This window comes from Paenibacillus sp. FSL R5-0378, assembly GCF_038009285.1.
GTDB lineage: Bacteria > Bacillota > Bacilli > Paenibacillales > Paenibacillaceae > Paenibacillus_AQ > Paenibacillus_AQ favisporus.
Map to the genome: position 1 here is coordinate 4,785,059 of NZ_JBBPAY010000001.1, position 26,778 is coordinate 4,811,836.

Annotated in this window: 24 protein-coding genes; 6 read left to right on the plus strand and 18 right to left on the minus strand. The window is 47.9% G+C overall.

All coding sequences use genetic code 11. The features are described 5' to 3' along the window. The first annotated feature begins 35 nt into the window (after positions 1 to 35). Positions 36 to 836 (plus strand): Cof-type HAD-IIB family hydrolase, encoded by an 801-nt coding sequence (locus MKY74_RS22140; protein WP_076164895.1) that lies wholly within the window; start codon positions 36 to 38, stop codon positions 834 to 836. Between the two features lie 78 nt (positions 837 to 914). Here MKY74_RS22140 and MKY74_RS22145 read toward each other — a convergent pair whose 3' ends face one another. From MKY74_RS22145 to MKY74_RS22165, 5 genes are all read right to left on the minus strand, one after another. Further along, positions 915 to 1,364 (minus strand): DUF1569 domain-containing protein, encoded by a 450-nt coding sequence (locus tag MKY74_RS22145; RefSeq protein WP_076164892.1) that lies wholly within the window; start codon positions 1,362 to 1,364, stop codon positions 915 to 917. A gap of 265 nt (positions 1,365 to 1,629) precedes the next feature. Continuing rightward, on the minus strand, positions 1,630 to 3,300 hold the full coding sequence (locus MKY74_RS22150; RefSeq protein ID WP_076164889.1) for an ABC transporter substrate-binding protein: 1,671 nt from the start codon (positions 3,298 to 3,300) through the stop codon (positions 1,630 to 1,632). Between the two features lie 25 nt (positions 3,301 to 3,325). Next, on the minus strand, positions 3,326 to 4,222 hold the full coding sequence (locus MKY74_RS22155) for a carbohydrate ABC transporter permease (RefSeq protein ID WP_076164886.1): 897 nt from the start codon (positions 4,220 to 4,222) through the stop codon (positions 3,326 to 3,328). A 15-nt stretch (positions 4,223 to 4,237) separates the two neighbouring features. Next, positions 4,238 to 5,152: an ABC transporter permease gene (locus tag MKY74_RS22160; protein ID WP_163875335.1), complete on the minus strand. Its 915-nt coding sequence runs from the start codon at positions 5,150 to 5,152 to the stop codon at positions 4,238 to 4,240. A 156-nt stretch (positions 5,153 to 5,308) separates the two neighbouring features. Then, complete coding sequence (locus tag MKY74_RS22165) at positions 5,309 to 7,618, minus strand: helix-turn-helix domain-containing protein (protein WP_076164884.1); 2,310 nt, start codon at positions 7,616 to 7,618, stop codon at positions 5,309 to 5,311. A gap of 79 nt (positions 7,619 to 7,697) precedes the next feature. Between MKY74_RS22165 and MKY74_RS22170 the strand changes: the two genes are divergently transcribed. Next, the gene (locus MKY74_RS22170) at positions 7,698 to 8,018 is read left to right on the plus strand and encodes a hypothetical protein (RefSeq protein ID WP_144025319.1); all 321 of its coding nucleotides are present in this window, start codon (positions 7,698 to 7,700) and stop codon (positions 8,016 to 8,018) included. 122 nt (positions 8,019 to 8,140) lie between these two features. Here the strand turns inward: MKY74_RS22170 and MKY74_RS22175 are convergent, their stop codons facing one another. The 7 genes from MKY74_RS22175 to MKY74_RS22205 form a co-directional block, all read right to left on the minus strand. Next, positions 8,141 to 8,632, minus strand: a complete 492-nt coding sequence (locus tag MKY74_RS22175) for an NUDIX hydrolase (protein WP_244169132.1) — start codon at positions 8,630 to 8,632, stop codon at positions 8,141 to 8,143. Between the two features lie 191 nt (positions 8,633 to 8,823). Then, on the minus strand, positions 8,824 to 9,387 hold the full coding sequence (locus MKY74_RS22180; RefSeq protein ID WP_076164879.1) for an NAD(P)H-dependent oxidoreductase: 564 nt from the start codon (positions 9,385 to 9,387) through the stop codon (positions 8,824 to 8,826). Between the two features lie 41 nt (positions 9,388 to 9,428). Then, positions 9,429 to 11,231 (minus strand): DHA2 family efflux MFS transporter permease subunit, encoded by a 1,803-nt coding sequence (locus tag MKY74_RS22185; RefSeq protein ID WP_076164876.1) that lies wholly within the window; start codon positions 11,229 to 11,231, stop codon positions 9,429 to 9,431. Between the two features lie 3 nt (positions 11,232 to 11,234). Beyond that, the gene (locus MKY74_RS22190) at positions 11,235 to 11,678 is read right to left on the minus strand and encodes a MarR family winged helix-turn-helix transcriptional regulator (RefSeq protein ID WP_076164873.1); all 444 of its coding nucleotides are present in this window, start codon (positions 11,676 to 11,678) and stop codon (positions 11,235 to 11,237) included. Positions 11,679 to 12,439: 761 nt separating this feature from the next. After that, positions 12,440 to 12,889, minus strand: coding sequence for a nuclear transport factor 2 family protein (locus tag MKY74_RS22195; RefSeq protein WP_076164871.1), 450 nt, complete (start codon positions 12,887 to 12,889; stop codon positions 12,440 to 12,442). 116 nt (positions 12,890 to 13,005) lie between these two features. Continuing rightward, entirely contained in the window at positions 13,006 to 14,877 is a 1,872-nt protein-coding gene (locus tag MKY74_RS22200; protein ID WP_076164870.1) for a stalk domain-containing protein, read from the minus strand. 112 nt (positions 14,878 to 14,989) lie between these two features. Continuing rightward, on the minus strand, positions 14,990 to 16,024 hold the full coding sequence (locus MKY74_RS22205; RefSeq protein WP_244169131.1) for an aminoglycoside phosphotransferase family protein: 1,035 nt from the start codon (positions 16,022 to 16,024) through the stop codon (positions 14,990 to 14,992). A gap of 193 nt (positions 16,025 to 16,217) precedes the next feature. On the opposite strand from MKY74_RS22205, the gene MKY74_RS22210 reads away from it, so the two are divergent. After that, on the plus strand, positions 16,218 to 17,144 hold the full coding sequence (locus MKY74_RS22210; protein ID WP_076164867.1) for a DUF2268 domain-containing protein: 927 nt from the start codon (positions 16,218 to 16,220) through the stop codon (positions 17,142 to 17,144). Beyond that, positions 17,119 to 17,889, plus strand: coding sequence for a MerR family transcriptional regulator (locus MKY74_RS22215; RefSeq protein ID WP_076164865.1), 771 nt, complete (start codon positions 17,119 to 17,121; stop codon positions 17,887 to 17,889). Before MKY74_RS22210 ends, MKY74_RS22215 begins: the two co-directional genes overlap by 26 nt. Positions 17,890 to 18,011: 122 nt before the next feature. Here the strand turns inward: MKY74_RS22215 and MKY74_RS22220 are convergent, their stop codons facing one another. Further along, entirely contained in the window at positions 18,012 to 18,863 is an 852-nt protein-coding gene (locus MKY74_RS22220; RefSeq protein ID WP_076164862.1) for an AraC family transcriptional regulator, read from the minus strand. A 223-nt stretch (positions 18,864 to 19,086) separates the two neighbouring features. Between MKY74_RS22220 and MKY74_RS22225 the strand changes: the two genes are divergently transcribed. Next, a complete protein-coding gene (locus MKY74_RS22225; protein WP_244169130.1) occupies positions 19,087 to 21,372 on the plus strand; it encodes a glycoside hydrolase family 127 protein in 2,286 nt (761 codons plus the stop codon). 181 nt (positions 21,373 to 21,553) lie between these two features. On the opposite strand, the gene MKY74_RS22230 is transcribed toward MKY74_RS22225, so the two are convergent. Both MKY74_RS22230 and MKY74_RS22235 read right to left on the minus strand, forming a co-directional pair. Then, positions 21,554 to 22,645, minus strand: coding sequence for a hypothetical protein (locus tag MKY74_RS22230; RefSeq protein WP_076164860.1), 1,092 nt, complete (start codon positions 22,643 to 22,645; stop codon positions 21,554 to 21,556). A gap of 175 nt (positions 22,646 to 22,820) precedes the next feature. Continuing rightward, entirely contained in the window at positions 22,821 to 23,372 is a 552-nt protein-coding gene (locus MKY74_RS22235; RefSeq protein ID WP_076164857.1) for a dihydrofolate reductase family protein, read from the minus strand. A 161-nt stretch (positions 23,373 to 23,533) separates the two neighbouring features. Between MKY74_RS22235 and MKY74_RS22240 the strand changes: the two genes are divergently transcribed. Next, positions 23,534 to 23,929 (plus strand): DUF6220 domain-containing protein, encoded by a 396-nt coding sequence (locus MKY74_RS22240; protein WP_084203660.1) that lies wholly within the window; start codon positions 23,534 to 23,536, stop codon positions 23,927 to 23,929. Between the two features lie 35 nt (positions 23,930 to 23,964). Here the strand turns inward: MKY74_RS22240 and MKY74_RS22245 are convergent, their stop codons facing one another. Genes MKY74_RS22245 through MKY74_RS22255 form a run of 3 tightly spaced genes read right to left on the minus strand, consistent with a single transcriptional unit; the run spans position 23,965 to position 26,566 of the window. After that, positions 23,965 to 24,588 (minus strand): hypothetical protein, encoded by a 624-nt coding sequence (locus MKY74_RS22245; RefSeq protein WP_244169129.1) that lies wholly within the window; start codon positions 24,586 to 24,588, stop codon positions 23,965 to 23,967. 53 nt (positions 24,589 to 24,641) lie between these two features. Beyond that, entirely contained in the window at positions 24,642 to 25,811 is a 1,170-nt protein-coding gene (locus tag MKY74_RS22250) for a hypothetical protein (protein ID WP_076164855.1), read from the minus strand. After that, positions 25,808 to 26,566 (minus strand): cyclase family protein, encoded by a 759-nt coding sequence (locus tag MKY74_RS22255; protein WP_076164853.1) that lies wholly within the window; start codon positions 26,564 to 26,566, stop codon positions 25,808 to 25,810. The genes MKY74_RS22250 and MKY74_RS22255 overlap by 4 nt, the downstream gene beginning before the upstream one ends. Positions 26,567 to 26,778 lie beyond the last annotated feature (212 nt).

A 26,778-nucleotide genomic window follows, 5' to 3' on the forward strand; every position in this document is an offset into this window, starting at 1 on the left:
TCGATCGGGCAGCCTGCTACACGCAAGGAGGAACCATGAAATTCAAGCTGATCGCGCTGGACCTGGACGGCACCACCATTGACCGCCGGCTGCATCTCAGCGACGCAAACCGTGATGCCGTAAACGACGTTATACGCCAGGGGAGCATCGTGGCCATTATAACAGGAAAAATGTTCGCCGCCGCGCTGCCCTTCGCAGAAAGGTTTCAAGGCTCAGCCTACTTGTTCGCCAGCAATGGTGCTAACGTGTACGATATTCCGGGCCAGAAAGAACTGATCTCTTTTCCGATTCGAGCGGAGCATCTTCCCCCAATTATACATACGATCGAAAAGCACCGGGCGCTCTACCGCATGTACACACGTGATGCCATGTTCGCGACGGAGGAATCCCATCTTGTCGATTCAATTCGAAGGGATTATCCGAACCTGCCTGTCTTCATCGGTCCGATTCCCCTGAGCGAGACTTATTATAAAATTTACGTGCAGGATGATGATGACAAGCTAGCCGCTATTGCCCGAGATCTCCAGTCTCTCCCGCTGCAAATCCATCCAAGCGATAACCACAACATTGAAATCACCAACGCGAAGGCTAACAAAGGAGAAGCGCTTCGTTTCCTCAAACAGCATCTTCAGATAGCCACGGAGGACGTGCTTGCCATCGGCAACCATGATAACGATATGCCGATGTTTGCCGAGTCCGGCTATGCGGTAGCCGTTGCTAACGCGCCAGCTTACGTTCAGGAACGGGCACATATGGTGACACGGCACTGTGAAGAAGATGGCGTCGCTTACGCTCTGGCCCAACTCGGAATATGCCGCATGGATCCTATCATCTAAACACGTTAAAACCCTCACCTACAATAACCTGATAGGTGAGGGCTTTATCTTGGCAGACCTTGATACTTCTGTTAATGACTAAACACCAAATTGATTTAAGTGATGGTCTAGGTGCTTGTATAATCCTTTTCCCCATTGCTCAGGAGTCAGTTTTCCAAAAAAGGGATGTGGGTGAGACGTACATTTTTCCGGGCCATTGCTTTGGAATGTTACAATTTTTTGTTTTAATTTTACTTTTTCTGTTTCAAATTCTTTTTCTTCTACAATCATAATTGTAGGAATCGTGGACATGTTACGGGCTGGTGGCTTGTCATTATAAAACATTGGTTTCACGAACGTTCCAATGAATATGCCTAACCAACCTCTTGGGGGAAAGGTATTGCCCATTGCAATGTCATGGAACGATGAGCAATGAGCTAGCATTTGGGCAACATCCATCTTACCCCATTGAGCGCGTGAATTTGGACTCAATTTGTCTATTCGGCTCAAGATCTCCATAGTGTCCGTTTGATTAAAGAAGTTTTTCATCACAGACTCCTTCAATTTATTGACTGACAAATGAACAGCTGGACAGTTACAAAGCTTATTATACCTTTATTCGCATACTCGATTTCTTCGGGATTGCTATTCCATTACAGCAACCTTTGCCTGCAAACGTCTACTGCCTGATAACATAACGATGGCAGCCGATGATTTGGGCCGGCTGCCGTCGTGTCATGAATGAGCTATTGTTCACCGACCTTCATATACCCTTGGTACTTCCCCTTATCGATGGTCATGCTCTTCGTCTGTTTTATTTACTGCGGCTATCATATGCCGTCTGATAAATTTCGAGATACCGCTTCAGATTCATAGCATCCAATTGGCTGACATAGCTATCCCAGTCCTGATCCAAACTTGCATCGCCAATCACGAAGCGGGCGATCATTTCATCGACATAATCGTTGATCGTCTTGGCCAAATCCGCAGCCTCGGTTGCCTGCTCATTGGTCAAGAAGAGCGGAGGAAGTGTACTCACATCCGTCGGCTTATAGGGTTCATATTTATTTTTCGTTTCCTGATATAATATAACCTCCAGATCGTCGTCCCCTTTTGCAACCGCAGACAATCGGAAGTCATTGGTACGGAGCGCCGGGCCCGTCTGTGCCCAGTTCACATTTTGCACGGTGCCGAACGATTTAAGCTCAGACCATACCGCCGGCTTGCCGTTAATGCCAATCTCCCCTTTCTCCGCATCACGCCACTCCTGCCCAGGACGGCCGTAAACGCTGCGCAGTGTCTGCTCTTTTTCGTATAACCCATCCGCCCAGCGCATCGCCAGCTCGGGATTCTTCGCTTTTTTCGTAATCACAAACGCGCCTGGAGTCAATGCGGTAGTATCCACGGCTGCAAACCGCTTGCCTTCCGGCCCTTTTAATGGAGGGACAGCTTTATATTCAAGCCATCGGCCGCTGTCGCCAAGCAGTTGGGTAAACACCCCTTGGTGCCCGCCCGTGGATGCTCCCATGATGACGGCATCCTGATTTTCGCCCAGCTGAATCAGCTGGTTTTCGTCCTGGGTAAAAGATTCTTGAGCAATCAGGCCCTCTTGGTACAGCTTTTGAATATACCGAAGGCCTTCACGCCACTCCGGCTTGTTATAGCCGACGTCGACCTTGCCCTCCTTGACGAACATATGCTTATAGCCTGATCCATAGATCGGGTTATAGATAAACGAGTTCATGAGGAAAGCGTCGATCGAGGATCTCCACGACTTTTGAGTGATAGCCAGCGGAATTTCATCTTTTTTGCCGTTCCCATTCGGATCCTGTTCTTTGAACGCCTTCAGTACCTGGTACAGGTCCTCCGTCGTTTCAGGCATCTTCAGATTCAATTTTTTGAGCCAAGGCTCGTAGATCCACATCTTTTGGCTCATGGAACAATGATAGCAGTCATTGACTTCCGGCAGTGCATAAATGTTTCCATCTATAGCTGTGATCATGGATTTAATTTCCGGATTATCTTGAAACATTTTTTTCGTTTGCTGCCCCTGCTTCTCAATCAGATCATTCAATGGAAGAAAAGCGCCCTGCGAGCCATAAATCATTTGCTGTGACGGAGAAATGTTCAGGCCCATAATCACGTCGGGATAATCTTCACTCGCCAGTACAAGGTTCAGTTTTTCCTGCATGCTTTGCTCCGGGACGACTTCCCATTCTATATGCACATTCGTTTTTTCCTCATACCATTTCGTGAATTCGTTCGTTTCGAAATTTTCGACCAGCGGGTTGCCGCGCACCATGACCTTAAGTGTTGTCTTCTCTTGGACCAGCGGGTAGGTGCCTGGCGATGTCAGTTGAATGTCCGTTCCGGATGCATTCCGATCCGGTTCAGCTGGCTTGGATCCAGATTCCGTAGAGCATCCTGCCAGCAGCAAGCTCAGAACTGCAGCCAAACCAATCGTTTTTTTCACGAAGTTCCTCATAACAGCCCTCCATCATATTGGGGTATTAGCCTTTCAACGATCCGATCATGACCCCTTTGACAAAAAATTTCTGCACAAACGGGTATACGACAAGCAGCGGAAAGGATGTGACCACAATGAGCGAATATTTTAGCAGCTCCCGCAATCCCTGCCGTGCAGCAGCGGTTTTGGCATCTCCGAGCATGTCAATATTGACCTCGTTTTGAACCAGGATGTCGCGGAGAACCAATTGAAGCGGATACAATTCCGCCCGTTTCAAATAAATCATCGCGTTAAAATATTGATTCCAGTGGCCTACTGCATAAAACAAGGCAATAACCGCTAGTATGGGTCCGGACAAAGGGAGAACGATGCGGAGCAGGAATCGTAAATCGCTGCACCCGTCCAGTTGAGATGCTTCGAGGAGTTCATCCGGAATCGTCGTCTGAAAGTAAGTCCGCATAATGATCACATTCCAAACGGAAAGAGCAGCTGGAAGCAGCATCGCCCATACAGTGTCGATCATGCCTAGATCTTTGACAAGCAAATACGAAGGAATGAGTCCCCCGCTAAACATCATCGTGAATACGAAGAGCAGCATAAAACCATTTCTTCCTCGAAAATCCTTGCGGGACAGCGGATAGGCTGCCATCACACTGAATACCAAATTGATCCCGGTCCCGGCAACGGTATAAAACATCGTGTTCAAAAAGCCTTTAACGACCATGGCATTTTTGAAGACAGCCCGATAGCCTTCTAAAGTAGGCTCAACCGGCCATAGCCACACCCTGCCGGATAAAACAGCCGTGCTGGAACTAAATGACGCACTGACGACAAATATGAGCGGGTACAGGACAACGATCAAAATAATGGATAACACGGCATAATTCAGTAGGGTGAACCATCGGTCGGCCCCAGCTTCCTTCATTATGGATGGTTTCATAACTTGCATCCCCTTCTACCATAAGCTTTCTTGCTTCAGTTTCTTCGCGGTCTGATTCACGACTAGCAGCAGAATAAAGCCGATGACAGACTTGAAAAGTCCGATCGCCGTTGCATAGGAGAAGTTCATGGCCTGCGAGACCAGGCCGACTTTATACACATAAGTGTCAATGACTTCCGAGGAACGGAGGTTCAGTGAATTTTGCATAAGCAAAATTTTCTCAAAGCCTGTCTCCATCATCTGACCTGTATTCAGAATCAACAGGATGACCGCAATGGGCATAATCCCCGGGAGATCGATATGCCGCATGCGCTGAACCTTGGTAGCCCCGTCCATCACGGCTGCTTCATGCAGCGCGGGATCAATCCCTGAAAGCGCAGCCAGGTAAATAATGCAGGAAAAACCCGTATTTTGCCATACGTTAGACCATACGTAGATCGATTGAAACCAGGAAGCCTTGGCCATAAAATGGTAGGGCCCAAGCCCTGCCCATCCAAGCACCGTGTTAATCATTCCTGTCCGCGGATCGAGGAACTGCAGCAGCAGTCCTACCAGTACAACCAGTGAAATGAAATAAGGAGCATAGGTCACCATTTGAACCGTATTTTTGAAACGGCGGTTCCTGACGTAATTCAGACCGAGTGCAAGGGCAATCGGAAACGGGAAGCTCGCCAGTAATGTGTAGAAACTGATGGAAAGCGTATTTTTCAGCAGCCTCCAGAACTCATGAGACCGGAAGAATCGTTCAAACTGCCCAAACCCGACCCAAGGGCTCCCCGTAATCCCTTTGGTCACATTAAATTCCTTGAATGCGATTTGGGCACCATACATCGGCACGTATTTAAAAATGATGATATACAGCAGCGGCAGCAAAAAAAGTGCGTACAACTGCCAGCCTTTTCTCAACTCCTTCAACGTCTTCAGCTTCATCCCCCCCTTACTTTGCCATGTGGTACCGGCCGGTGATCGAAGTATAGAACGGGGAGGAATTCCGGGTAAATCTGCACGTTTTTTGGACTATGCGAAATTTTAGAAAAGGCATTATTCCCGATTTATGGACTATACAAATCTCAAGTGATGCAAGGATTAGGCTTGATTTAAACGCCTGTATTCGGTCGCGCTTACTCCATTGGCCCGTTTAAACGCACGACTGAAAGAATTAAGGGAAAGGTAGCCGACGGAGAGGGCGATTTCACTAATAGGCCTGTTTTCTCCGGCGAGTAAGGCTTTGGCCCTGTTCATACGGATATCTTCCAAGTAGTCGGAAAAGTTAAGCCCTATGTGCTCTTTAAAAAAGTAGGATACGTATGCCTCGGAAGTACGTGCCTCCCTCGCCAGCATAGCCAGACTGAGGTCCGGATCATGAAAATGTTCGTGGATAAAGGAGGCGAGTTGGACGGCGAGCTTATCATTATGGCTTTTTTTACGCTGCTCGTTCTGTCTGCACAGCTCAAGCAGTGCCCGTTGAACCATTTCTATCAAAGAAGCCGGATCCATGCGGGGGTCGGCTGCCTTCAGAATGGTATCTATCTCCGGCATCATATCGTCCGGTCCCTGCTGCCCCCGTTCGCGGCATTTCAAAAGGGTTCCACAGAGTTCCTGTGACAGGATGCGTTCTACAGCAAGGGATGGCTGCAACTCTACATTGTTTTTATCCCGAATCATCTGGATCAGCTGTTGAGTTTCCTGGTAATTCCCGGATTTCACCATCTGAATCAGCCTCTGCTCTACGTCGGAAGGGAAGTAGTATGCAGGAACCGTCAACTTCATGTCATCATGAAATATAATCTGTTCTGTTCCGCCCCAATAGGCATGATTTTGGACGAATATGGCCTCCCCAAAAGAACGGTAAATTTCCGTCAACCGGCTCTGCTGTCCGCCGACCGCAATGGTGATTCCGGCTTGGTGCAGACTAAGGATTTGATCAAAAATACGGGTCAACCGGCGTTTGACTTCTTCGCGGCACTGCTCTTCCGTGTCTGCATGGCTGCTTAGCAATAAGGCAAGCTGGTTTTCTCCAAGATCATGAATTTTTAACGAGTCGGGTTCCATCCCTGAAATCCGGTCGGAGACCGCCAGCTTTACAATATCGAGCTCAGTGAGCATCCCCTCATTATAAGGTGCCTGATATCCCCCCAGCCGGATGACCGCCAGCGTATGGCAGCTGCCGCATATGGAAATCTTGGCATGATCCATAGCGTTCTCCACGTCTTCCATAGAGGTAAAGCCGCCCTTTAGAAGCCTGTCAAAAAACACGTTTTGCATGAGCGGGAGTTGCTCATCCAGCCTGCGTCTTAACTCTTCACGGCTGTCAATCAGCGCAGATACCGAATGGTGGATATCCTCCATCGCGTTTAGCCGGAGCAAGCGGTTCCGATTCGTCCCCCTTCTGTCGGCCGAAGGAAGCATCCGCTGGAGCTTGATGACGGGAGTGCTGCTGCGGTAAGCCAGAACAAAGGCCGCGGCAAGCCCCAAAGCCAGCGACGCCGTGAACACACTTAGCGTCAGCTCTTTGATGTAATGTGCCTTTCTGAGTACGACTGCCTCGGGCTGTGCCGCCACATAGGTCCATCCATTGTATCCGGAGGTTGTTTGAGTGATCAGCATATCTTCGCCCTTCCACTGGCCTCTGGAAAAACCTTCTCTAACTGCAAGCGCTTTCAAATTTGAATCCGGAAATACATCTCCAATTTGGCTGATCACCCTCCCGTTCTGATCCGCAATGTAAGCAAAGCCCCCTTGCTCTATATCGATGTGGCCCAGCATCTCCTGAATCTGCTTATTATCGATTAACACCGTAATCATTCCCTGGCTGTCCCTGCTCCCGAAAGACTGCATGTAACTCACTACTGAATAGGCTTTGCCTTCATACTTTACCTCAGTTCCAGGCATGTAGGTCTTATAATGAAATTCATTGAACAATTGCTTATACCAATCCTCATAAGATAACCCTTCATAATGAAGCTGCAGATCATAAAGCTGCCTGCTTGTGTATACCTTTCCCGGCGAAACGACCATACCGCTGTTTTTGTAGGCGATATAATAGTCCACGATAAAATGATTGAAGACCTGATAATCGAACAGGCTTTTTTCGAGTTCCCAGAGCCTGTAGGGATGCGTATCGGAAAAGGGTGATTTAACAAACTGAAACGAGAGCACTTTGGACTCGCTGGACATTTGCCGAGCGATCGTCTCGATTTCGGCAAACCGTCGATCAAGCGATTTCCTGACTTGGCCCAGTACTGCTGAATTCCTTTCCCGCGATTCACTCTCAACCAGCTCGGATGTTTTGTGATAAGCAAACCAACCAACCAGTAGCGAGGCCAATAAAATGACGGCGTACGGCACAAATAAGCGGAATAACAGCACTGCATGGCTACCTGATGCTTCTTTCAAATGGGTTCCATCCTTTCTAGAGTTATCGGTAACTCCAATATAGCAAGAACCTCGTAACCCGTCATTACTAATGAAGATTATGCACCGAAAAGGCATGGAGAAACAGGACAACCTGGCTGTGCTCGGACCGGAAGACCTCTCCTGCGAGGATATGGCAAAGCTTCTGACCGAGGCGCTCGGAACGCCGATTCGCTTTGAGCAGATGGCACTCGACAGCTACAAGCATTTATTTCTTGGCGTGGGCTATACGGAGGCCATGTCCGAGAGGATGATGGACATGGACATAGCCGGAGCGGACGGGATCTTCAACGCGCTTCACCGTACGCCTGAAAACACCTCACCCACCAGCTTCTGCCATTGGGCCGAAACGGTTCTAAAGCCGGCTTTCGACGCTATTTGAAAGGAACTTGAGAACCCCAATTCGTAACAGCTGCGGACGATAAAATCTGTCTGCGGCTTCTGCTTGTTCTTCCTGTCCCCTTAAGAATGGAAATTTCGGTAAATATGTACTTCATGTAAAACTTAAATTCTATAATCAAAAGAACCACCCGCAGCTGCAATGGTACCAGTACGTACCCATTTCATTGCCTGCAATACCAAAGGCGATGAATTGTTACCATTGACTTCATCAAAGTCCAGCCAAATAGCCCCTTCTGAATCTTGTCCTTCAAACGATTCAATGGCATTAGCGATCTCTTCTGAATCAACATCAACTTCATATAGAATGGCAATATGATGTAAATGTTCTATTGTATGATCTTGTAAGGTCCACATCACAGAAAAATCACAAACCCCAATATTTTTAAGCTTTCGAACTGTGTATCCCGTTTCTTCCCGGAGTTCTCTTATGATCCCTTGCTCTAAAGTCTCCATTTTCTCTAATCGGCCACCAGGCAAATCATATTTCCCAGTGTAGGGACCTAATACCTTTCGAATAACTAAGATACAGTGATCAGTTGTACAAATTCCATAAACCCCCACATGCCGATGAAAATTGTCATTGATTTCAGCCACCCTGCCATTCCCCCAAGCTATCTGTAATTATGCCTACCATTTTATTTTCGGCCTAACATGGTTCAATGTCTCGAGGATTAATGTTTACTCGTTCAATCAAAAAGAAGAGCGCGGTCCATAACAATGGGACTGCGCTCTCGTTGATATGAGCCCGCTGAGGATGTCCTCAGCGGGTACTTGCATTAGGTCACTTAAAGGTTACTCAGCAATTTCTTGCCTGCCGCAATGGTGTTTGCTGTATTCGCCACACGTTTTCCAAGGGCTTCTCCCAGTCCGAGCCCCTTCGTAAATAGCGATTGGATCAGGTCATCGCGGGTATCTTCAACAGGGGATGTCACTCCGACCCCATAATAACTGCCGTACAGTGCATTCTCCGGAATATTAGCCGGCAAGCCGACAACCATCATGCCTTGATGCAGCATCGGTGTAACCAGGTTTAGCAAGGTCGCCTCGATCCCGCCATGAATGGTTGCCGTCGTACAAAATACTGCGCCGATTTTATCAACCAACGTCCCGTTTGCCCACAAATATCCGAGCTTATCGATCCACTCCTTTAAGCCGGAGCTAATCGTGCCGAAGTGTCCGGGGCATCCCCAAATAATCGCATCCATATCGGCAAGATCTTTGACGTTTGCCTTACTTACGTGATTGATGAACACCTCCGTGCCTTCCACGCTTTGGGCGCCTTTGGCAATGGAACGGGCCAGCTGTTCTGTATGCCCCGCTTCACTATCATACACAATATAGATTTTCATCGATTGATCTCCTCTCTTGATCGCTGTTCAAACGCGCTTCTTTATTTGTTTTCCTTTAAGAGCCCGTTCAATTTCTTGAGCGTTTCCCGGTAAGCTTGGTCGGGGGACATTTCTTCATCCGGTTCCGCCACCTCCTGGTTAGTGGCATCCTTCAGTTTCAGCAGCGCCTTCCGGTACTCTTTATCGGTGAATTGCCCTTCGTCTTTCTCAGGCTGAGACGGGGTTAAAAACCCTCGAATGGCATTTCGGAATTCGCTATCCTTGTTTTGCATGTCCGCGTGAGCCGCTACCTCCGCGAGTGCCGGTTGTTCTACCGGTTGGGCTACAGCTGCAGCTGGCGCCGGTTGGGCCGTCGACTCACTCGCCTCGGGCGCTTTAACCGGTGCCTGCAACGTATCCTCTTGCGGCTTCACCTTGCGGATGAAGAACGCCAGGACAAGCGCAGCGACAGTCAGCCAGGTGGCCACGACGAAGGACTGGTTGATGCCGTAAATGGTCGCCTGCTGCGTGACCTCGGCCATCTTGACCGCGTCTTTCGGGTTGATATGGCCTGCGATGACGAGCTCTTTCCCATGCGAGGCTGCTCTGTTCGTCATGACCGTGACGAGCAAGGCGGTTCCGAGCGCGCCTGATACGTTCCGGAGCGTCTGGGACATCGCCGAGCCGTGCGCGTTCAGGCGGCGCGGCAGCTGGTTGAGGCCTGCTGTCTGGATCGGCATCATCAGCATGGACATCCCGAACATCCGCGCCGTATAAATGAGCATCATATGGTTGTATGATGAATCGGCTTCCAGATGGCTGAACTCGTACGTCGTGATCGTTGTGATGATAAGACCGGCGACGGCCAGCCAGCGCGCGCCGATTTTGTCGAACACCATGCCCGTGATCGGGGACATGATACCCATCAGAATAGCCCCCGGCAGCAGCAGGAGACCGGAATCAAGCGGCGAAAAGTGGCGGATGTTCTGTAAGAAGATTGGCAGCAGGATCATGCCGGAAAACATCGCCATGGTAATGATGGCGTTAATCAGGGACGTGAGCGAGAACATGGAATATTTGAACACGCGCATTTCGAGCAGCGGATTCTTCACCATGATCGAGCGCACAATGAACAGGATGAGCGCTACTGCGCCGACGGCCAGGCAGATGATGACTTCCTCCGAGTCCCAGCCTTTCGTACCGGCTTCACTGAAGCCGTACAGCAGTCCGCCGAACCCGAGTGTCGACAGGATCACGCTCAGGACGTCGAGCTTCGGACGGGACGTCTTGATGACGTCCTTCATCGAGAAGGCGCCGAAAATCACGGCGATGATCGCAAGCGGCAGCACGATGTAGAACAGCACGTGCCAGTCATAATTCTCGACGATCCAGCCGGAGAGCGTTGGTCCGATGGCCGGCGCGAAAATCATTGCGACCCCCATCAGGCCCATTGCTTTACCACGTTCCTCGACCGGGAAGATGGTCAGCGTGACGACCGTCATAAGCGGCATTAGAATGCCGGCACCGCAAGCCTGCACGAGACGGCCGGCCAGCAGCCAGCTGAAATCGCCGGATAACGCACAGATGACCGTGCCCAGTGCAAACATGGATGAGGCCACCAGAAACAATTTCCGGGTTGTAAACCGGTTAATCAGGAAGGCACTGACGGGCACAAGTACGCCGTTAACCAGCATATAACCGTTAGACAGCCACTGGATCGTGCTTTCCGTTACATTGAGATCCGCCATCATTTTCGGTAGCGCGACGTTAAGCACCGTTTGGCTTAACAGCGCCACAAACGCGGCGATGAGCAAGGAGGCCATGATCGGCCCCTTGCGCAAGTGATTGGATACCATAGTGGTCATGGCTTAAGCTTCTTCCTCTCTATAATTTCTTAAAAGTTGCAGTACTTTTTGCTGGATGCGGTCAAGCTCCCTCTGGTCTTCCTCAGGCAGCTCAAGCAGGGACCGCATCATGTGCAAGCGGGTGGCTTCCGTCTCGCGCCAGAGCGCCATCCCTTTCTCGGAAAGGGTCAGCGTCATCGCTCGCCTGTCGGTTTCAGTCCTCTCCCGGTCCACGAGACCGGCCTTGACCATCCGATCGACGATGCCGCTGGTCGTGCTGTTGCCGAGCTTCACCTTTTCGGCAAGGTCCGAAAGGCGGATCTCAGGGTGCTCCCGCAGCACCCTCAACACGATCAGCTGCAGCGCAGTGAGTTTATGCTTACTCGCCGCTTTGGTCATCAGCTGGAAGAACGCCTGATGGACCTCACGGTAGCTTTGGAATATTTCCAGGATCCGTTGTTCTTGCAACGTTAAGCTCCCTTCGCAAATATTTCGCATGCGAACTATTATCTAACCATTTAATCGATATGTCAATAAGTTCATAGTAGTAAATGTAGTCACGAACGATCTGTTCAACAATGACTGTCATTGTACAGGTTACACCTTCTGGATAGGACAAATCTGACTTTAATGTGGTATCAATCGATAGGATAAGGGCTTAATCAACGGGAGCAATGAACCCTTAGGATGACACGTTCAAGTAAGGCTCTAAATGGTTTTATGGTTATAAAAAAAACCGCAGCTACGCGGCTACCCAGCGTGTATGTTCTTGTCGTCTAACATTATTATACAGGCACTTCCACCTCTCCATTCATCCTAATATTTCCCTTAACGGAATTAATATCTCTAATCTGCCAAAAAATAAAACACCAATGATCATTAGAATGTGAGCATTTTCAGCAGGAAAATCCATGTAAAAAAGGTTACTGCAGACTCTTGAGAAATTTCAAAATGATCCCATGTAACCTGACACTGTCATGTGTCTGGGTATCACTCCATCACCATGGATAAAAGGGACTACATCTTTTCGTGCCCGCAGTATTCTTGGGCAGCACCAAAGCACCCGTTAGTTTGACTGCTGTTCAATCAGCATGTCAAGTCATCATACAGTTACCCCATTCATCAGCAATCAGAACCATACTGCCCTTTTATACCAACAAAAAAAGCAGCCTAAGATTTGCCGGCTGCTGTTGTGCTGTATGGTCTATTGTCCTCCGTTAGCTTAAAGCTTATTTATTAATTTCTGAATGGCCAAGTGCTGCGTTAATTAAAGAAGTATCAAAATAATAAGGAAATGCTTCTACGACTAAATCGTCCTTAATTTTTAAGATTTGAGCGAAAGGTAATTGAACTTCTTTCTCAGATTGTCTAGCCTTTGCCACTAAAGTCCCCCCCATAAAAAGGGTGTCACCATCTAATGTGGCAACGATGTTCTCAACATTCATGGAACTCCAAGTATTATGCATCGTATTAAAGAGTTTTCCAAGATCTTTATAACCACACCAATCGCCCGGATAAGGCAGGGATGCAGGCTCATGAACAACGATATCGGGGTGAAAAACAGATGTTATACCGCTAAAGTCATTTCCATCCGAACGCATAAATTCCATTTCGGCTGAAAACATTCGATCCAATATTTCCATTGCCTTATTGTTGTTATCACTCCATGTATTATCCATTCATATTATCCTCCGTTCATATTAACCTCCGCTTCATCTGTGATTATAGAACAAAGGATCTTTCGATTTGTTGCTGTGATATCCCGCCTAATTGAAAAAGGTGCAGCAAATAGAAGCTAATTTTTCACAACAATAACGAATGTTACGATCGCCGCCATATCCGTCTTCGGCAGTGAATTTGGCGGGTTATAGAGCGTGATGTAGTACGTTCCGGGTCCCTTCTCCGGCTTGAATCGGTACGAGAAAGCACCATCCTTTAAAGGAACAGTGACAGTCTTACTATCGACTTTATCCACATGGTAGCTGAGGCGAAGCGAATCGAAGGATAATCCGTTCAGCTTGCCCTGAATGGTAACATAGCCGGACTCGTTCGTCTCCGCATACCCGGCCGGCCAAGCAATACCGTCGGAGGACTGCAGCTTAAGCTCCGTCTTCAAACCATCATAATACGGGATACCGCTATAACGAAACGGAATTTGATTCGGCGAAAGATCAGCCTTGATCGGCACGTTCATAATAACCTGCTTCGTCTGCAAATCTTGCAGCACAAGCTCGTTATCGCCGGGAAGCAGTGCAATACTGATATCAGCAACGTTATATTTGAGGCTGTTATAGCCAACCGGCGGTTTGTGCTGCACATAACTCCAGCCATTCCAGCTGCCGTCCCGGCTGTAGCGGCTGTTGCTGTACGTAAAGGAAGGCCCTCCGACGCTGAGCACGGAGACCGGATAATCTGCCTGATCGCTCGTTTGCAGCAGCCGATAGTTCCCAGCCCAGTGGCGATCATGAACCGTAATCTGCTTGAGCGCGGCGTTGTAATCGATCGGCAGGCCGAACTGCTCGGTCATAAAACGGAGCGGAACAAGCGTCGTGCCCGCTTCCACCCGGATCGGCAGGGTGGCGATCTTCTTGCCGCTGCGATCAACCTCACCTGTCTTTAAATTTAGCTTCAACTCGTTATGCCAACCGTTTTGTGACAAATAGACGGCTCCTTCATTGCTCACATACTGGATTTCGCCACCGATCACATGCACGATATCCCGCAGCGGCAAAAATACCGATCCATTATAAACAACCGGTTTATGATCTAGCCGGATAAATCGGTTTTCATAAGGCATAAACATTTGGTCGCGCCCAATTTGCAGATTGAGCTGCTTATCCACCGGAAGCAAAATAACGCTTGCATAATCCAGCAAATTAATAACCGGCCGGAAGCTTGTCAGCATGGATGTAAAATCGGACTGGACTGCTCCAGTCAATACAAAGGAGTAGAACGTTGAGCCATCCACGGTCCAGCTTGCGGCATAGGTGACGTTAGAAGTCCCCTGTCCCGTTATAAGTACCGTGCCTTTAGAGCCGGCTACCGGAGCACCTGATTTCGCTAGGCTGCTAAACATTTGATAGAGTGGATTGGCCTGCGGATTGCTGCTGGCCTGCAATGTTTGACCAGAAGCCTCTCCCTCCGCATAGTAATCCCATCCGTCCTTATTGAGCAGCAGCGAGGCCGTCGACGGAATTTGCAGCTTGGCCGATCCGGCTTGTCCCGCCTTTAGCCGAAACAGAACATTAGGGGCTTGCAGCACTTTCGCAGAATCGGCTTGCGCTGCCGATACCGGCAGCGTATCTTTAACCGCCTGCAGCTCCGGCGTCCGATAACCTAGTATTTCATAGCCGTCCGATGTGAGCCGGCTCTTGTAACCGTAATACTGCCAAGCCGAATCCGGCAACCGGGTCGGTAAAAACGCGGTAACCGTACTATGCAGGTATAATTGTTCAGCCATCGGTCTCATAAAATAGTTATAGTAGCCGAACCCTGGCTCTAGCGTAACATGATCTTCGGGATTTTCCGTATAGCCCTGAATGGTTTCCGCATAGCCATTTGGTTCAGCAAGTACAGACGTTTCGCTATACGCTTGAGTCACTGCTATCAGTATGGCAGTAGCTACAGTAGCCTGCAGCCACCGCTTCACACTTTTCTTCCTCATCATCGATATCCCCGCCTCCAAACACATTCATTCGAACCTTACGCCGGTTGCGCTGAACCGCCGCTGTCCCCTTTATGTATCATATAGACGGTCATTCTCCCGCTTTGTTGCGAAACTATTGTTCATTTTTGATCTCAAAGATTTTTTGCAGGGTACGAATGTGCAGCGTTTTTTCATGATCCGTTTCCTGGAGTTGGTCTCCCGATCCTGCATCCATATAACCTTCTACCAGCCTATAACCGAACAAAAGGAGAATCATCTCATAAACGCAGTTATCCGTTATGTGCGAAATATCCGCTTGTTCCGAAAAGCCCTTGTAATACGCCGGGATACATCTATGGTAGTATTCAACCATGTGTTCAATATCGGCTTCGTCCGCGATAAGGCTTGCCAAATCTTCACCTAAATAGCCCCACCCCGTAGTATCCCAGTCGATGAGTATAATGTTACCGTCTGAATAAATGATGTTTGTCACCCAAAAATCCCTATGGCAAAGCACGATGGGCAGCTTTTCAATACGGTTGAATATTTCGTCTGCGCTTTCATCTATGTCGATGAGCATTTTACATAGATGCTTCGGGATACCGCAATCGTCGGAACGGATATAATCATACACTCGATTCCATGACCGGTAATGAAGATAGATATCCTTCATATACTCCACTCTGCTCAGATTGGACATATTTTGTAAAAAAGCTGGCTGTTCGGCATATAACTTGCCCTGGAACCGTCCTAATTCCTCGGCTGCCCGTTCATACATATCGCCAGTGAGGTCCAAACCCGATATGCCGTCGGTATATTCCATCCATATCTGTGTTTCGTTCTCTTCTTCGTTCATTTCCACGTGATAACATTCGGGCCAACGGAATGATTCAGAAAACAAGGCGCCAAAATTGGACTTATAAAAATCATATTCTCTGCGCCATGAATCGGGATCCCTGTAGCGTTCCCATTTTCTCTGCGTTTTTACAACGATGTTATAGGTGATTTCACTGCCATCTGTGGTTTTGGCAATGCCCGTTACAAGCTGTACATTACCTACTGTACCGCCATCTAATGGTTTGGTCTGGATATCGGCACAGATGATTTCAGTACCGAGCATTTGGCTTAGAACTTTTGTCAGCGTTTCGGCTTTAATCCCACTCATCATGAAGTCCTCCAATCGATTGAACAAGGTAACCCTTTGTCGTACTTCAAGTTTAGGCTGCCCTCCTGTACAAATGAAGGGAAAAAGTAATTTTAAAAAAACTTCCCCTGAATGGGGATTTTTGATCCGATGTACTTGACTATGACGTAAGGTCATAGTGCATAATTCTCACTATAAATTAATTGGGGTGAGAGAAATGAATATAAGAACACTGCGCTCAGATCGTATTTATCAGAAAGTTGCCCAAGCATTGCCCGAGGACAAACTCGAATTATTCAGAAACGAAATGATGGCTCCCTTTATGAAACAATGGCAAATTCAACAGATCCCTTTTAGAGCTGAAGAGGCGAATGGTTTTGACGTTATTGCGTTTAACAGCATGATGCATCGATCCCCGGATCAGATTACCCCTCAGATAACGGCAGAGATCGAGCAGATTTCGTCCGAATCTTTTTGGTTAGAATGTGAGCATGCTGTGAAGAAAAGCCTGGATCTATTTGCAGAGCATGGAATTGACCTCCCCGTATCCGAATATTTGTTTACCGTGCAGCTAGGGAATCCGGAAAGCCGTGCTCTAACCATTAACGAAGGATATAGCGGCTTTGGGGGCATTCCCGGGTTTATCTGGGGCACGCTCTTGCCAAATGAATACACCATACCTCGAATGAAGGTTGCGCTGGCGCACGAATGCAACCATAATGTGAGATATCAATTTATTCAGTGGGATCACACCGTTCATTTAGGCGAGCTCATTGTCAGTGAAGGATTAGCTGAAAACTATGCTGCGTTCATGTTTGGTGAAGAATGGCTCGGCCCTTGGGTAACGAAAACAAACGCAGACACCCTTAACAGGCACATTAAGCCTGTGATTAGAGAGAAATTGCACGTAACAGGTTTTGATCAAATCGCTCCGTATCTTTACGGCGACGAGATCGCAAAACTTCAAAACTTTAAACCGGTCAATATGCCTTATAGCGCTGGTTACGCTTGCGGATATTATTTAATCCAATATTATTTAAGGAGAACAGGAAAAACGATCTTTGAGGCAACCATAACGCCCGCTGCTCAAATACTAGATGAAGTCGAAGGATTTTGGGATGAAGAAACCATTATTAACGGTTAATGATATTGTTCAGATTACAGGCATTACAGCACGGACCCTGCATTATTACGATAGAATTCATGTATTTAAACCGACACATCTTACGGAAAAAGGGTACCGACTATACGACCGAAGCAGTTTGGAAAAACTACAAACGATTTTGTTCTTAAAGGAATTGGATTTTTCATTGAAAGAAATTGCCGACATTTTAAAGCTGACTAAGCAAGAACAGAAACAAATATTAAAGAAGCAAGGACAAACCCTATTATCGAAAAAGCAAAGACTGGAAAACATCATGGCGGCTCTCGAAGAATATGTGTCGGGGAATGATACTAGTCATTTGCAAATCTTCAACAGTACTTCCGCTCTGCCATTGAGAGAACAATATGCAAATGAGGCAAGATTCATTTACGGTGAGACAGAGGCGTATCAAGTGTACAATGAAACGTTGGAAGCATGCTCACCCGAAGAAAAAGAGGAACGTTTTTCAGCCATGGAGGAAATATTCAAACAAATGGCGGCTTGTATCCATCAGGATCCTTCCTCCGAAGAAGTGCAGCGATTCATCGAAGAGTGGAAAAAAATTTTACTGCAATTCATGCCTTGTGATGCGGAGTTACTGGCTTGCATTGCCAATACTTATAAATTCGATACACGATTCGCAAGCTACTTTAATCAATATAGTACTGAGGATTTAGCAGATTTTCTTTACCGTGCAATCATGTACCATGTCAATCGGTTGAGCGATGCTGAAACAGACAAGTAATAAGTCCACTACGGAAACCGCAGGATGCATGACATCAATGTCATATCTTGCGGTTTCATTTATAAAATTCGCCTCTGCTGCTGATATAGAGTAAGCCATCAGGGCTCTGGAGCGGATTTTTTTTACTTATAATAAAGCAAGCGGGTAGCGTAAGCATTGCGGTATTCCGATGGGGTCAGACTTGTTTTTTTCTTGAATGCTTTCATGAACGAATGGCTGTTTGAAAATCCCAATTGGTTGGCGATTTCGGTAATCTTCCGATTCGTATCCGTTAGCAGAAACTTGGCCGCCTCCATCTTTTCCTGCATGATGTACTGCTTCAAGGAAATGCCCGCTATGGAAGAAAACAAGCCCGTCAAGTATTTGGCGTTATACCCGAAATGCTTGGCCAAATGTTCAACCTTCAAATTTTCTTCCTTATACCACTTGATGTAATCCACAATGTCATTGTACAGCTGCTGCTTCTCCGGTTTGGCGGGTTGATTCTGAACGAAAAACATCTGATTGTAAATCTCACACAAGACACCTGTTGTCAAATAATTGTTCAAGTTTGGTTCTCGGTAGCTCCTGACGGAATCCTGCAATTGCTTGAGCATAACGGTCAGTTTGTTGGGGCTGCGCAGGGTGCCGTACTCTGGAATCGCGATGACCTCAGGATCACAGGCTTGCTCAAGTTCATCGGCAGTGATGCTTTCCGTTTCCCCGCGCGCCGAGAAATGCAGCCAGTAAAAACTGCAGTCCGACGCCTGATAGCCGTATTGATGCGATCGAGGCGGCATCAGCAGGAATTCCCCTTCTCTCAAGGCAAATTTCTTCGCATTGCATGAAATGTACAACGTTCCGCGAGTCTGGATAAACAACTCATACTCCATTAAGATCCGGTTCATATGCTGCCACTCCGGAGACGGAGACATAAATTTCCCGGTCATCACCATTTTCACCGGGCCATCCACCCGGAAGCGAAAATAATTCATCGTCGGTCTCTCCCTTGCGATCAAACCTTTATACACTAAGCGTATGAATAAGATACCAAACTTGGATAGGTTTATCCATGATATTTTCAAGTAAATTTAAAAATCATGCTGAAGCAGATGCATGCTTAAACTGCTGACATTTTGACACAAAAAGCGACCTTCTATTATTTAACGGAAAGTGAGGAAAAGGTACACTTGATGTACTCTCCACTGAAGGAGAAACTTGGTACAGAAAGGACCGATCGGGGAAATGAGATTACACGATTTTGGTTTGAATCAGGTCGTGCTGACTGGAGATTATCTTGTGAATGCCTTTACAAAAGAGGTCGCTTATTTATTAAGCTACGATCCAAATCGCCTGCTGGCCGGATTCCGGGAAGTTGCGGGACTCCCGTCCACAGCCGAGACTTACCCTGGTTGGGAAAAAACGGAGATTCGCGGCCATACCATGGGCCACTATCTGTCGGCATGCGCGCAGGCCTATGCCCAGAGCCGGAACGACAGGATCCTCGCTAATTTAGAGTATCTTGTATCCGAATTGGCCGGTTGCCAGTTGGATAACGGGTATTTGTCAGCATTTCCCGAAACGCTGTTCGATAACGTGGAAAATCGGATACCCGCTTGGGTGCCGTGGTACACGATGCACAAGATCATCGCCGGACTCATCGACGTTTATCAATCGACCCGAATACAAGCCGCTTATGACCTCGTCAATAAACTGGGCGATTGGGCAGCGGATCGGACTTCCCGTTGGTCCAAAGAATTGCAATCAACCGTGCTTGCTGTGGAATACGGCGGGATGAACGATTGTCTGTACAACTTGTATCAATTGACCGGAAATCCCCGCCATGCGGAAGCCGCCCATCAATTTGACGAAATCAACCTGTTTCAGGCCATTTGGGAAGGCAAAGATATATTGAAGGGCAAGCACGCCAATACAATGATCCCCAAATTTGTAGGAGCCCTGAACCGATATTTAACATTGGGAGAAAGCGAAGTTTTTTATCGGGAGGCTGCCGAAAGATTCTGGGACATGGTCGTATACCACCACAGCTACATAACAGGAGGCAACAGCGAATCCGAGCATTTCGGACAGCCTGATCAGCTCGATGCCAGACGGTCCGATATCACATGCGAAACCTGCAATAGCTACAATATGTTGAAGCTGACACGGGAGCTATTCAAGCTTACCCAGGATGTGAAATACGCTGATTTTTACGAGACAACATATATCAACGCTATCCTTTCCTCCCAAAACCCGGACACAGGAATGACGATGTATTTTCAGCCGATGGCGACTGGTTATTTCAAGGTGTACAGCTCTCCGTTTGAGCATTTCTGGTGCTGCACCGGGACCGGCATGGAGAGCTTCACCAAATTGAACGACAGCCTTTATTTTCACTCGGGTGACCGGTTGTATGTCAATCAATTTATAAGCAGTACACTGGATTGGGCGGAGCAGCAGGTGAAGATCACACAAAACTCTGACGTTCCATTCAGCGATACGGTTCAACTGTCTTTTGAGCTGACCGATACCTGCAAGAAGGAACGGCGCTTGTCCGTTCGTATTCGCATCCCTTATTGGACCGCAGGCGAACCAACCATATCCCTGAACGGAGCGAACATTCAACCGGAAGTCATGGACGGTTATGCAATCATTGATCGGTTATGGAAAGATGGCGACTCGTTACATATCCGCATCCCGATGAAAGCCGATTACTACAGTTTGCCTGATGCACCAAATGTGGTGGGATTTCGTTATGGTCCGGTCGTTCTAAGTGCCGGATTGGGCCAAGATGATTGGGTTGAATCGAAAACAGGGGTTAACGTTAGTATCCCTACCCGGCGAATGCTCATGAAAGATTTCGTCATCCCGCAAGGCATGAGCGTTCAGGAATGGTTTGCGGGCTTCGACCGGCATTTCATCCAAAAAGACGGCGAGCTTTCCTTTGTGCTCCGAAATACGGATGAAGACAATCGATTGATCTTTACCCCACACTTCAAGCAGCATAGCGAGAGATACGGCATCTATTGGAGGTTCGTTGAAGCCGATTCGAACAGCCTGCACGAACACCTGGAGAAATCTCAGCAAGAGCAGCTGATCAGGGAAGCCACGATCGACGGTATCCAGATTGGAAACGACCAATATGAGCTGCAGCATCAAGTTAAGGGTGAACGGACCCATGCCGGAACTTGGGAAGGCCTGAATGGGAGAAGAGCGGAACCGGGCGGTTGGTTCAGCTATGAATTAAAGGTAGACCCGGAAGTAAAAAACGGTCTCTCTGTTACTTTCAGCCACGGGTCCAGAGCCGGGGGCGTCGAGATTTGGGTGGACGGAAAACAGCTTGCTACAGAATCGGTTCCGTTGGAAAGAAAAAGGGCTTTTTATGACAAAATGTTTGAAATCCCTGCTGAAATGACCGCAGGCAAAGCAGCGGTTGAAGTAAAGTTCTCCCCGATCCAGAATTTAAACGGCATCTATGGCATGTTACGGTCTGTGAAGCTGTGACAAGCTAATTATACATGCTAATGCTTAACATCGAATGACCTGAAAAGCCTTCCTGTCGGGAGGCTTTTTATACATATCCGTAACATATGAAGAAGATCATCTCATTTAACAACTTCATCCGGTAAATAAAAAAACCATGAAATTCAAGGCGATTGAATTTCATGGCAGCTTAGAAATCATTTTATCTTCTAGCGTTGAATCCGATAAAAGCTTTTGTGTTGAAATCGAACACGGCGGTCAGCGGCCCAAGCAGCTCGTCTTGGTCCGTGTTGTAAGTCACCGTCACAACGCTTCCGTTCGCAGCCTGGACGACTTCAAGCAATTTCTTCTGCTCGGCCGTAGCAGCTAGTACACCAACCTCTTTAGAGGAGACAATTTGAACAGGTGCCTCGTCTTGCTTTGTCGTAATATGGGAAACTTGCGCACTCACCTGCGCCCATGCCAAGTTGCGGTATTCCTGCGCTGTCTCCGGCGACATTTTCAGTCCGCCTGCAGCAGGTGCTTGAGCCTGTACCACTAGGAGAAAAAGCGGACTTTGTGGAGGAAAGCTTTGCATCATGAGTGGGCCGTAATACGCTGTTACTTTCGTACCAGCCTTCAGGTCCTCCCAATTCAAGGACTCCCCTTGAGATGTCATGACACGCGTTTCCTTACCCGCGTTTAATACCAAATTGTCGCCTAATTGAACCTGCCAGCCGTCATCCGTGTGTTTCACGGCTTTGATGGTATCTTCTTTGACGACGCGATCTGCGTGAACTTGAACACTTACGGCCTGCGCTTGGCCAGGGAAGCTCATTGCCATAGCTGGTCCGAATTCTGCATCGATTTGTGTGCCGGCTTTCAAATCGGCTGGGGTTAGCATTTTGCCGTCCAGGCTTTTAATAGCCGTCGATTTGTCTACCGTCAATATGACCCATGTGCTGCCGAGCAGCTCGATCCGGTACTTCCCGTCTTCATGGGCCTGCACGCTTACGATTACACCGGAGGCACGCATCAGGTCAACCGCTTCGCCGAGCTCAATTTCTTTGCTCGCTTCATCGTAATTTAATGTATATCCAAGCTTGGCCGCAGCATCACGGACTGGAATATACAGTTTACCATCAATAGATACAGGCGTAAGCATGCTGTCTTGTCCATTAATAAGAACCTTTGTATCTTTTTGAAGGTAACCTGTAACCTTTTCAACTAAAGCGTCAGCTTCGACTGCGGCCGTTGTGCCGAGTACCCCCGCCAAAGTGAATAATACCGTTAGTTTAGCTCGTTTCTTGTTCATAAAAAAGCTCCTTCCGATCCAGATGGATGACGTCTACCTGCTAACACTCCATCAGACGGAAGCGGCTTCAAATAGGTTGCAGCCATTTGTAAGCTTCACTTTTTCCTCTGTATATATTGAGAAATGAAAAACAGCCGGCTAAACTAGCTTAACAAAGGAGTTCTCCAGAATCATCCTATGTATAAATAATGTTGTACGTCGGTTTGGTAACTCCATTAGAGTACTGTTTCATGTCCACTAATTTCAAGTTAAGACGTGGCTTTACGCTTCCGAAGAGAGGAACACCTTCACCCACAATAATTGGATTAACCTTCAGTACTAATTGATCAATGAGTTTATGTTTAATCAACGACCCCGCTAATTCCCCGCCTCCACATAGCCAAATTTTACCGTTCCCTTGTTGTTTGAGATTCTTAATAAATTCTATTGCATCACCACGGATAAGTTCGACCTCTTCGTTTGACTCAAATTGCATGGATTTTGAAAATATGTAATGTTTAATGCCCTTATAACCCGGTTCACCTGGTTTAGCACCGAATTGAAACCCAAACTCATATGTTTTTCCACCCATCAATACGGCATCGTATTGTTGAATATCTGTTAAAAAGTCTGGAACATGATCCCCTTCAAATAAAAAGCTTGACTCATGAATATCTCCATCCATCATACCTTGATCCGCAATAAAGTTATCTAATGAAACGGCAACATGATAAATCAGTTCAGCCATTCAGTCATCCCTCCCCAAAAATATATGTTCCTTATTTATTCTACTTGCCGGTTTCATTTCCTTGTTCGTTTCCGCTGTCACAATCCAGAGCCCTTCAGCGTCTTATGTGTAGTTCAAAAATTGACGTATGACCATTACATCTGATGAAAGGAGCTGGAACATTGAACGTTGAAGCGATTAAAAAGGAGTCTTCCACAGTGAAATATTACCGCTCGGCGTATGCCATCCTTGCGTTCGTATTTTTGATCTGTATCGTTGTGCAAGTATATCTGGCCGGAATGGCTTTGTTCGGGGATTCGGAACTTTGGAAATATCATCGGTCGTTCGTTCCCCTATTTGGATCGATCTCGCTCATCCTGTTCATCCTCGGCATCGTCGGGAAACTCAACCGGAGCATGATCTGGGGAAGTCTTGGACTGTTCGCCCTGATCAGTCTTCAATATATTACGGCTCTCCATATTGCAGGCGCGCTGCATCCCGTTCTGGCGCTCGCCTTGTTTTGGGGCTCTCTTGCCTTGGTTCGAAGTTCTTACCCGTTTTTAATGAAGAAAAAATAAAATTAAGCCACTTTACGACACCGCGGATAAGCTGATTAGCGACCGTTCTGTGCCGCAAAAAAACGTTCAATCATTTGTTTCGTTTCGTGGGGACTCCTCAACTGGACTGCCTTTCCATTTTCATCAAAGGTAAAATGCCCCTTAAACGCTTCAGGCATAGCATCATATTGTTTCTCGACTTGTTGAAGTGCTTTCTCAAAACAGGGATACCCGTATTTTTTAATGAGGAGAGGCAGCCCGAAGGCGGATCTTAAAAACTCATATTCCTGGTAGTTGTAGGGTGTAGTCTCCGGCCGCTTCATCAAAATCTTAAGGAAATGATCGATGACCTTGTCGATCTCTTCTTCTGTGGCAGAATGCGCTAATCCATGGATGGCGAGCAGTCTCATGTCCAAATATCGTTCCTTCTTATAGGCTTTCTGAAAAAAATCCTTCAGCTCCAATTCCTTGCACCGGATTAAACCATGCAGAATTCTATTGCGCAGGGCGATATTTTTCAGTTTAAAATACAGCACCTCTATGAAATCTGCCTCATTTGCTGTTAACAACTCATAGTCTACTTCATTTATTGCGCCGATAAACTTCGGATCATTTTCGCGAAAGGGGGCATTCGCTAAGTACCTCATCGATTCCTGACAATGCTGTTGATTTAAAGTCATGGCGCCATCACTCCTTCTATAAACTTGGCACAGCAAAATACGGAGTTGATGCTTCAGTAATTGCGCGCAGCATCGAACCAGCGTTGAGCCATTTCTTCCGTGATAGGCTGGCCGATCAGGTGATCGGACTGGCTGAGCTGCCATACTGCTTCGCCGAGGTCCTCTCTCTCAGTCGTTTCTATACCTTTGAGGGTATTGAAGCGCACGGTGAAGGCGGTAATGGCTGCCTCGGCATCGGCGAAGCTGCGGGCCTGCAATAAGCTTGCCTGTGCAACGTTGTAAGCCTCGTTAGCCACCTTGGCCAGACGTTTAGGCCAGGACGAGAATGGACGCCCGAACTCGGTCGACCACCACTCGGGCTTGCGCAATTGACTCACTGAAGCATGACCGCTCCACGGCCGGATTTTCGCGCGGGCTTTCATTTGCTGCTTCAGACGTTTACCCGTCATCTCTTCCACGTTGTATGCGATAAACCTATCAAGCATCGGCCACGTGTCTAACGGGGGCAAATCTTCCAGATCCGGCATGAAACGCAGCTCCAGATTCGTTAACCGGGCCTGACGGGCCAACACGTCCATATCGCAGAAGTTCCCCCATAAACTCAGTGAATTCAGGTTCGGAAAGCGGTTCAGACACTCCAGCGAGACCGGCTGTCCCATCGGCGTATTCTGTAACGCCAGGCTCGTCACCTGGTGCAGCTCACCTAGGTCAGGCATCAAGAAGGGGGGATCATTCTTGCGTCTACTTGTGTGAGGCGCTAGTGTCAGAGAAGACGGTATGTTACCAGTGGCCAAGAGGCGTGATAGATTTCCGGACACATTCAAGCGGCAAGGCGTTATCGGAAGTTTTAGGTTCAGACACCCTCCGGACGGTCCCAACTCGATGTGCAAGCCATGCAAAATGGACAGGCTGGCATCCGCCACCGTGTCTGCCGACAGGATTGGGGCCCACGTCATTTCTTCAATAGGACGCTTCTGTGCCCAATCCAAGAAGCCTGCGTCACTGCCTGTATAGCGCAGATAACGCGGCCAAGGTGAGCCGGCTGGCGTAGCAAAGGCATCGAATACGGTCCAATCGATACGCGCGTCGGGCTCGACGTGAAGATCCGCCTTTTTCCCTAAGTACGACGGGCCAATGGATAAGCTCCCCACCCCGGGTCGCATCACAAGCGTGTGGCTGCGAAGACCTGTCAGGTTGATGGGATAGCGGCCATCTTGTTTCATTCTTCCACGATGGCGACCGGCCGGGCCCAGCCGCCGCTTGCCTTTTCAACCTTAATCGGAAAGCAGCATACTTTAAAGCCATACGGTTTCGGTATTTTGTCCAAATTGGCCAGCTTCTCAATCTGGCAATATTCTTTGTCCTTGCCGACGTAATGCGCCGCCCACAGTACGCCTTCCCGCGGCTGCTTTTTATACGCTTCAGCCTGCAGGTTGAGCGGAATATCCCAGCCCCAGCCGTCAGTGCCGACTACCTTGATGCCTTGGTCCAGAAGCCACAGCGTAGCTTCAGCCGATACCCCGGCATGAAGAAATGCATAATGCTCGTGATACAGCCGTTTGTCCGCATCGCTCCGAATGAGAACGATATCAAAAGGTTTCAGCGTATACTCGATCCGTTTCAGTTCAGCGATCAAGTCATCCGTTGTAATCTCATAACCTGGCGGCTTCGCACTGAAATCGAGCACCACGCCGTCAGAATAAAACCATTCGAGCGGCAGTTCGTCGATCGTCCTTGCTTGCTTCCCTTCCGAGACCGGCCAGTAATGCCATGGCGCGTCGATATGGGTACCCGAATGCGTATTCAGGGTCACCATTTCCGTTGCCCACGCCTTGCTCTCTGGAAAATCCTCCTGCTTCAGTCCCAGTATCTCGGCTGCTTGCCGCGCACCATCTTCATGGGTCGCATATTCGATTTTCGCCGGCAGCGGCTCGCGGATACGCGGGCTGATCGGCACGCTCAAGTCAATAAGCTTCATGATGATTATTTCTCCCCTCTCATCTCGAATCATCCACATTATACTAAATTGTACATATAACCGATAGGCCAACGTGGCGGTATGTCCCATCCCTATAAGACTCTAGATAGTTGTTATTTCTTGGTAAACACAACTTGTGATAATCTATTGGTAACAGAGTTTTTCAAAATAATGTGTCGTTCATTGTTCCGTAATAAGGCTCATTTCATAAC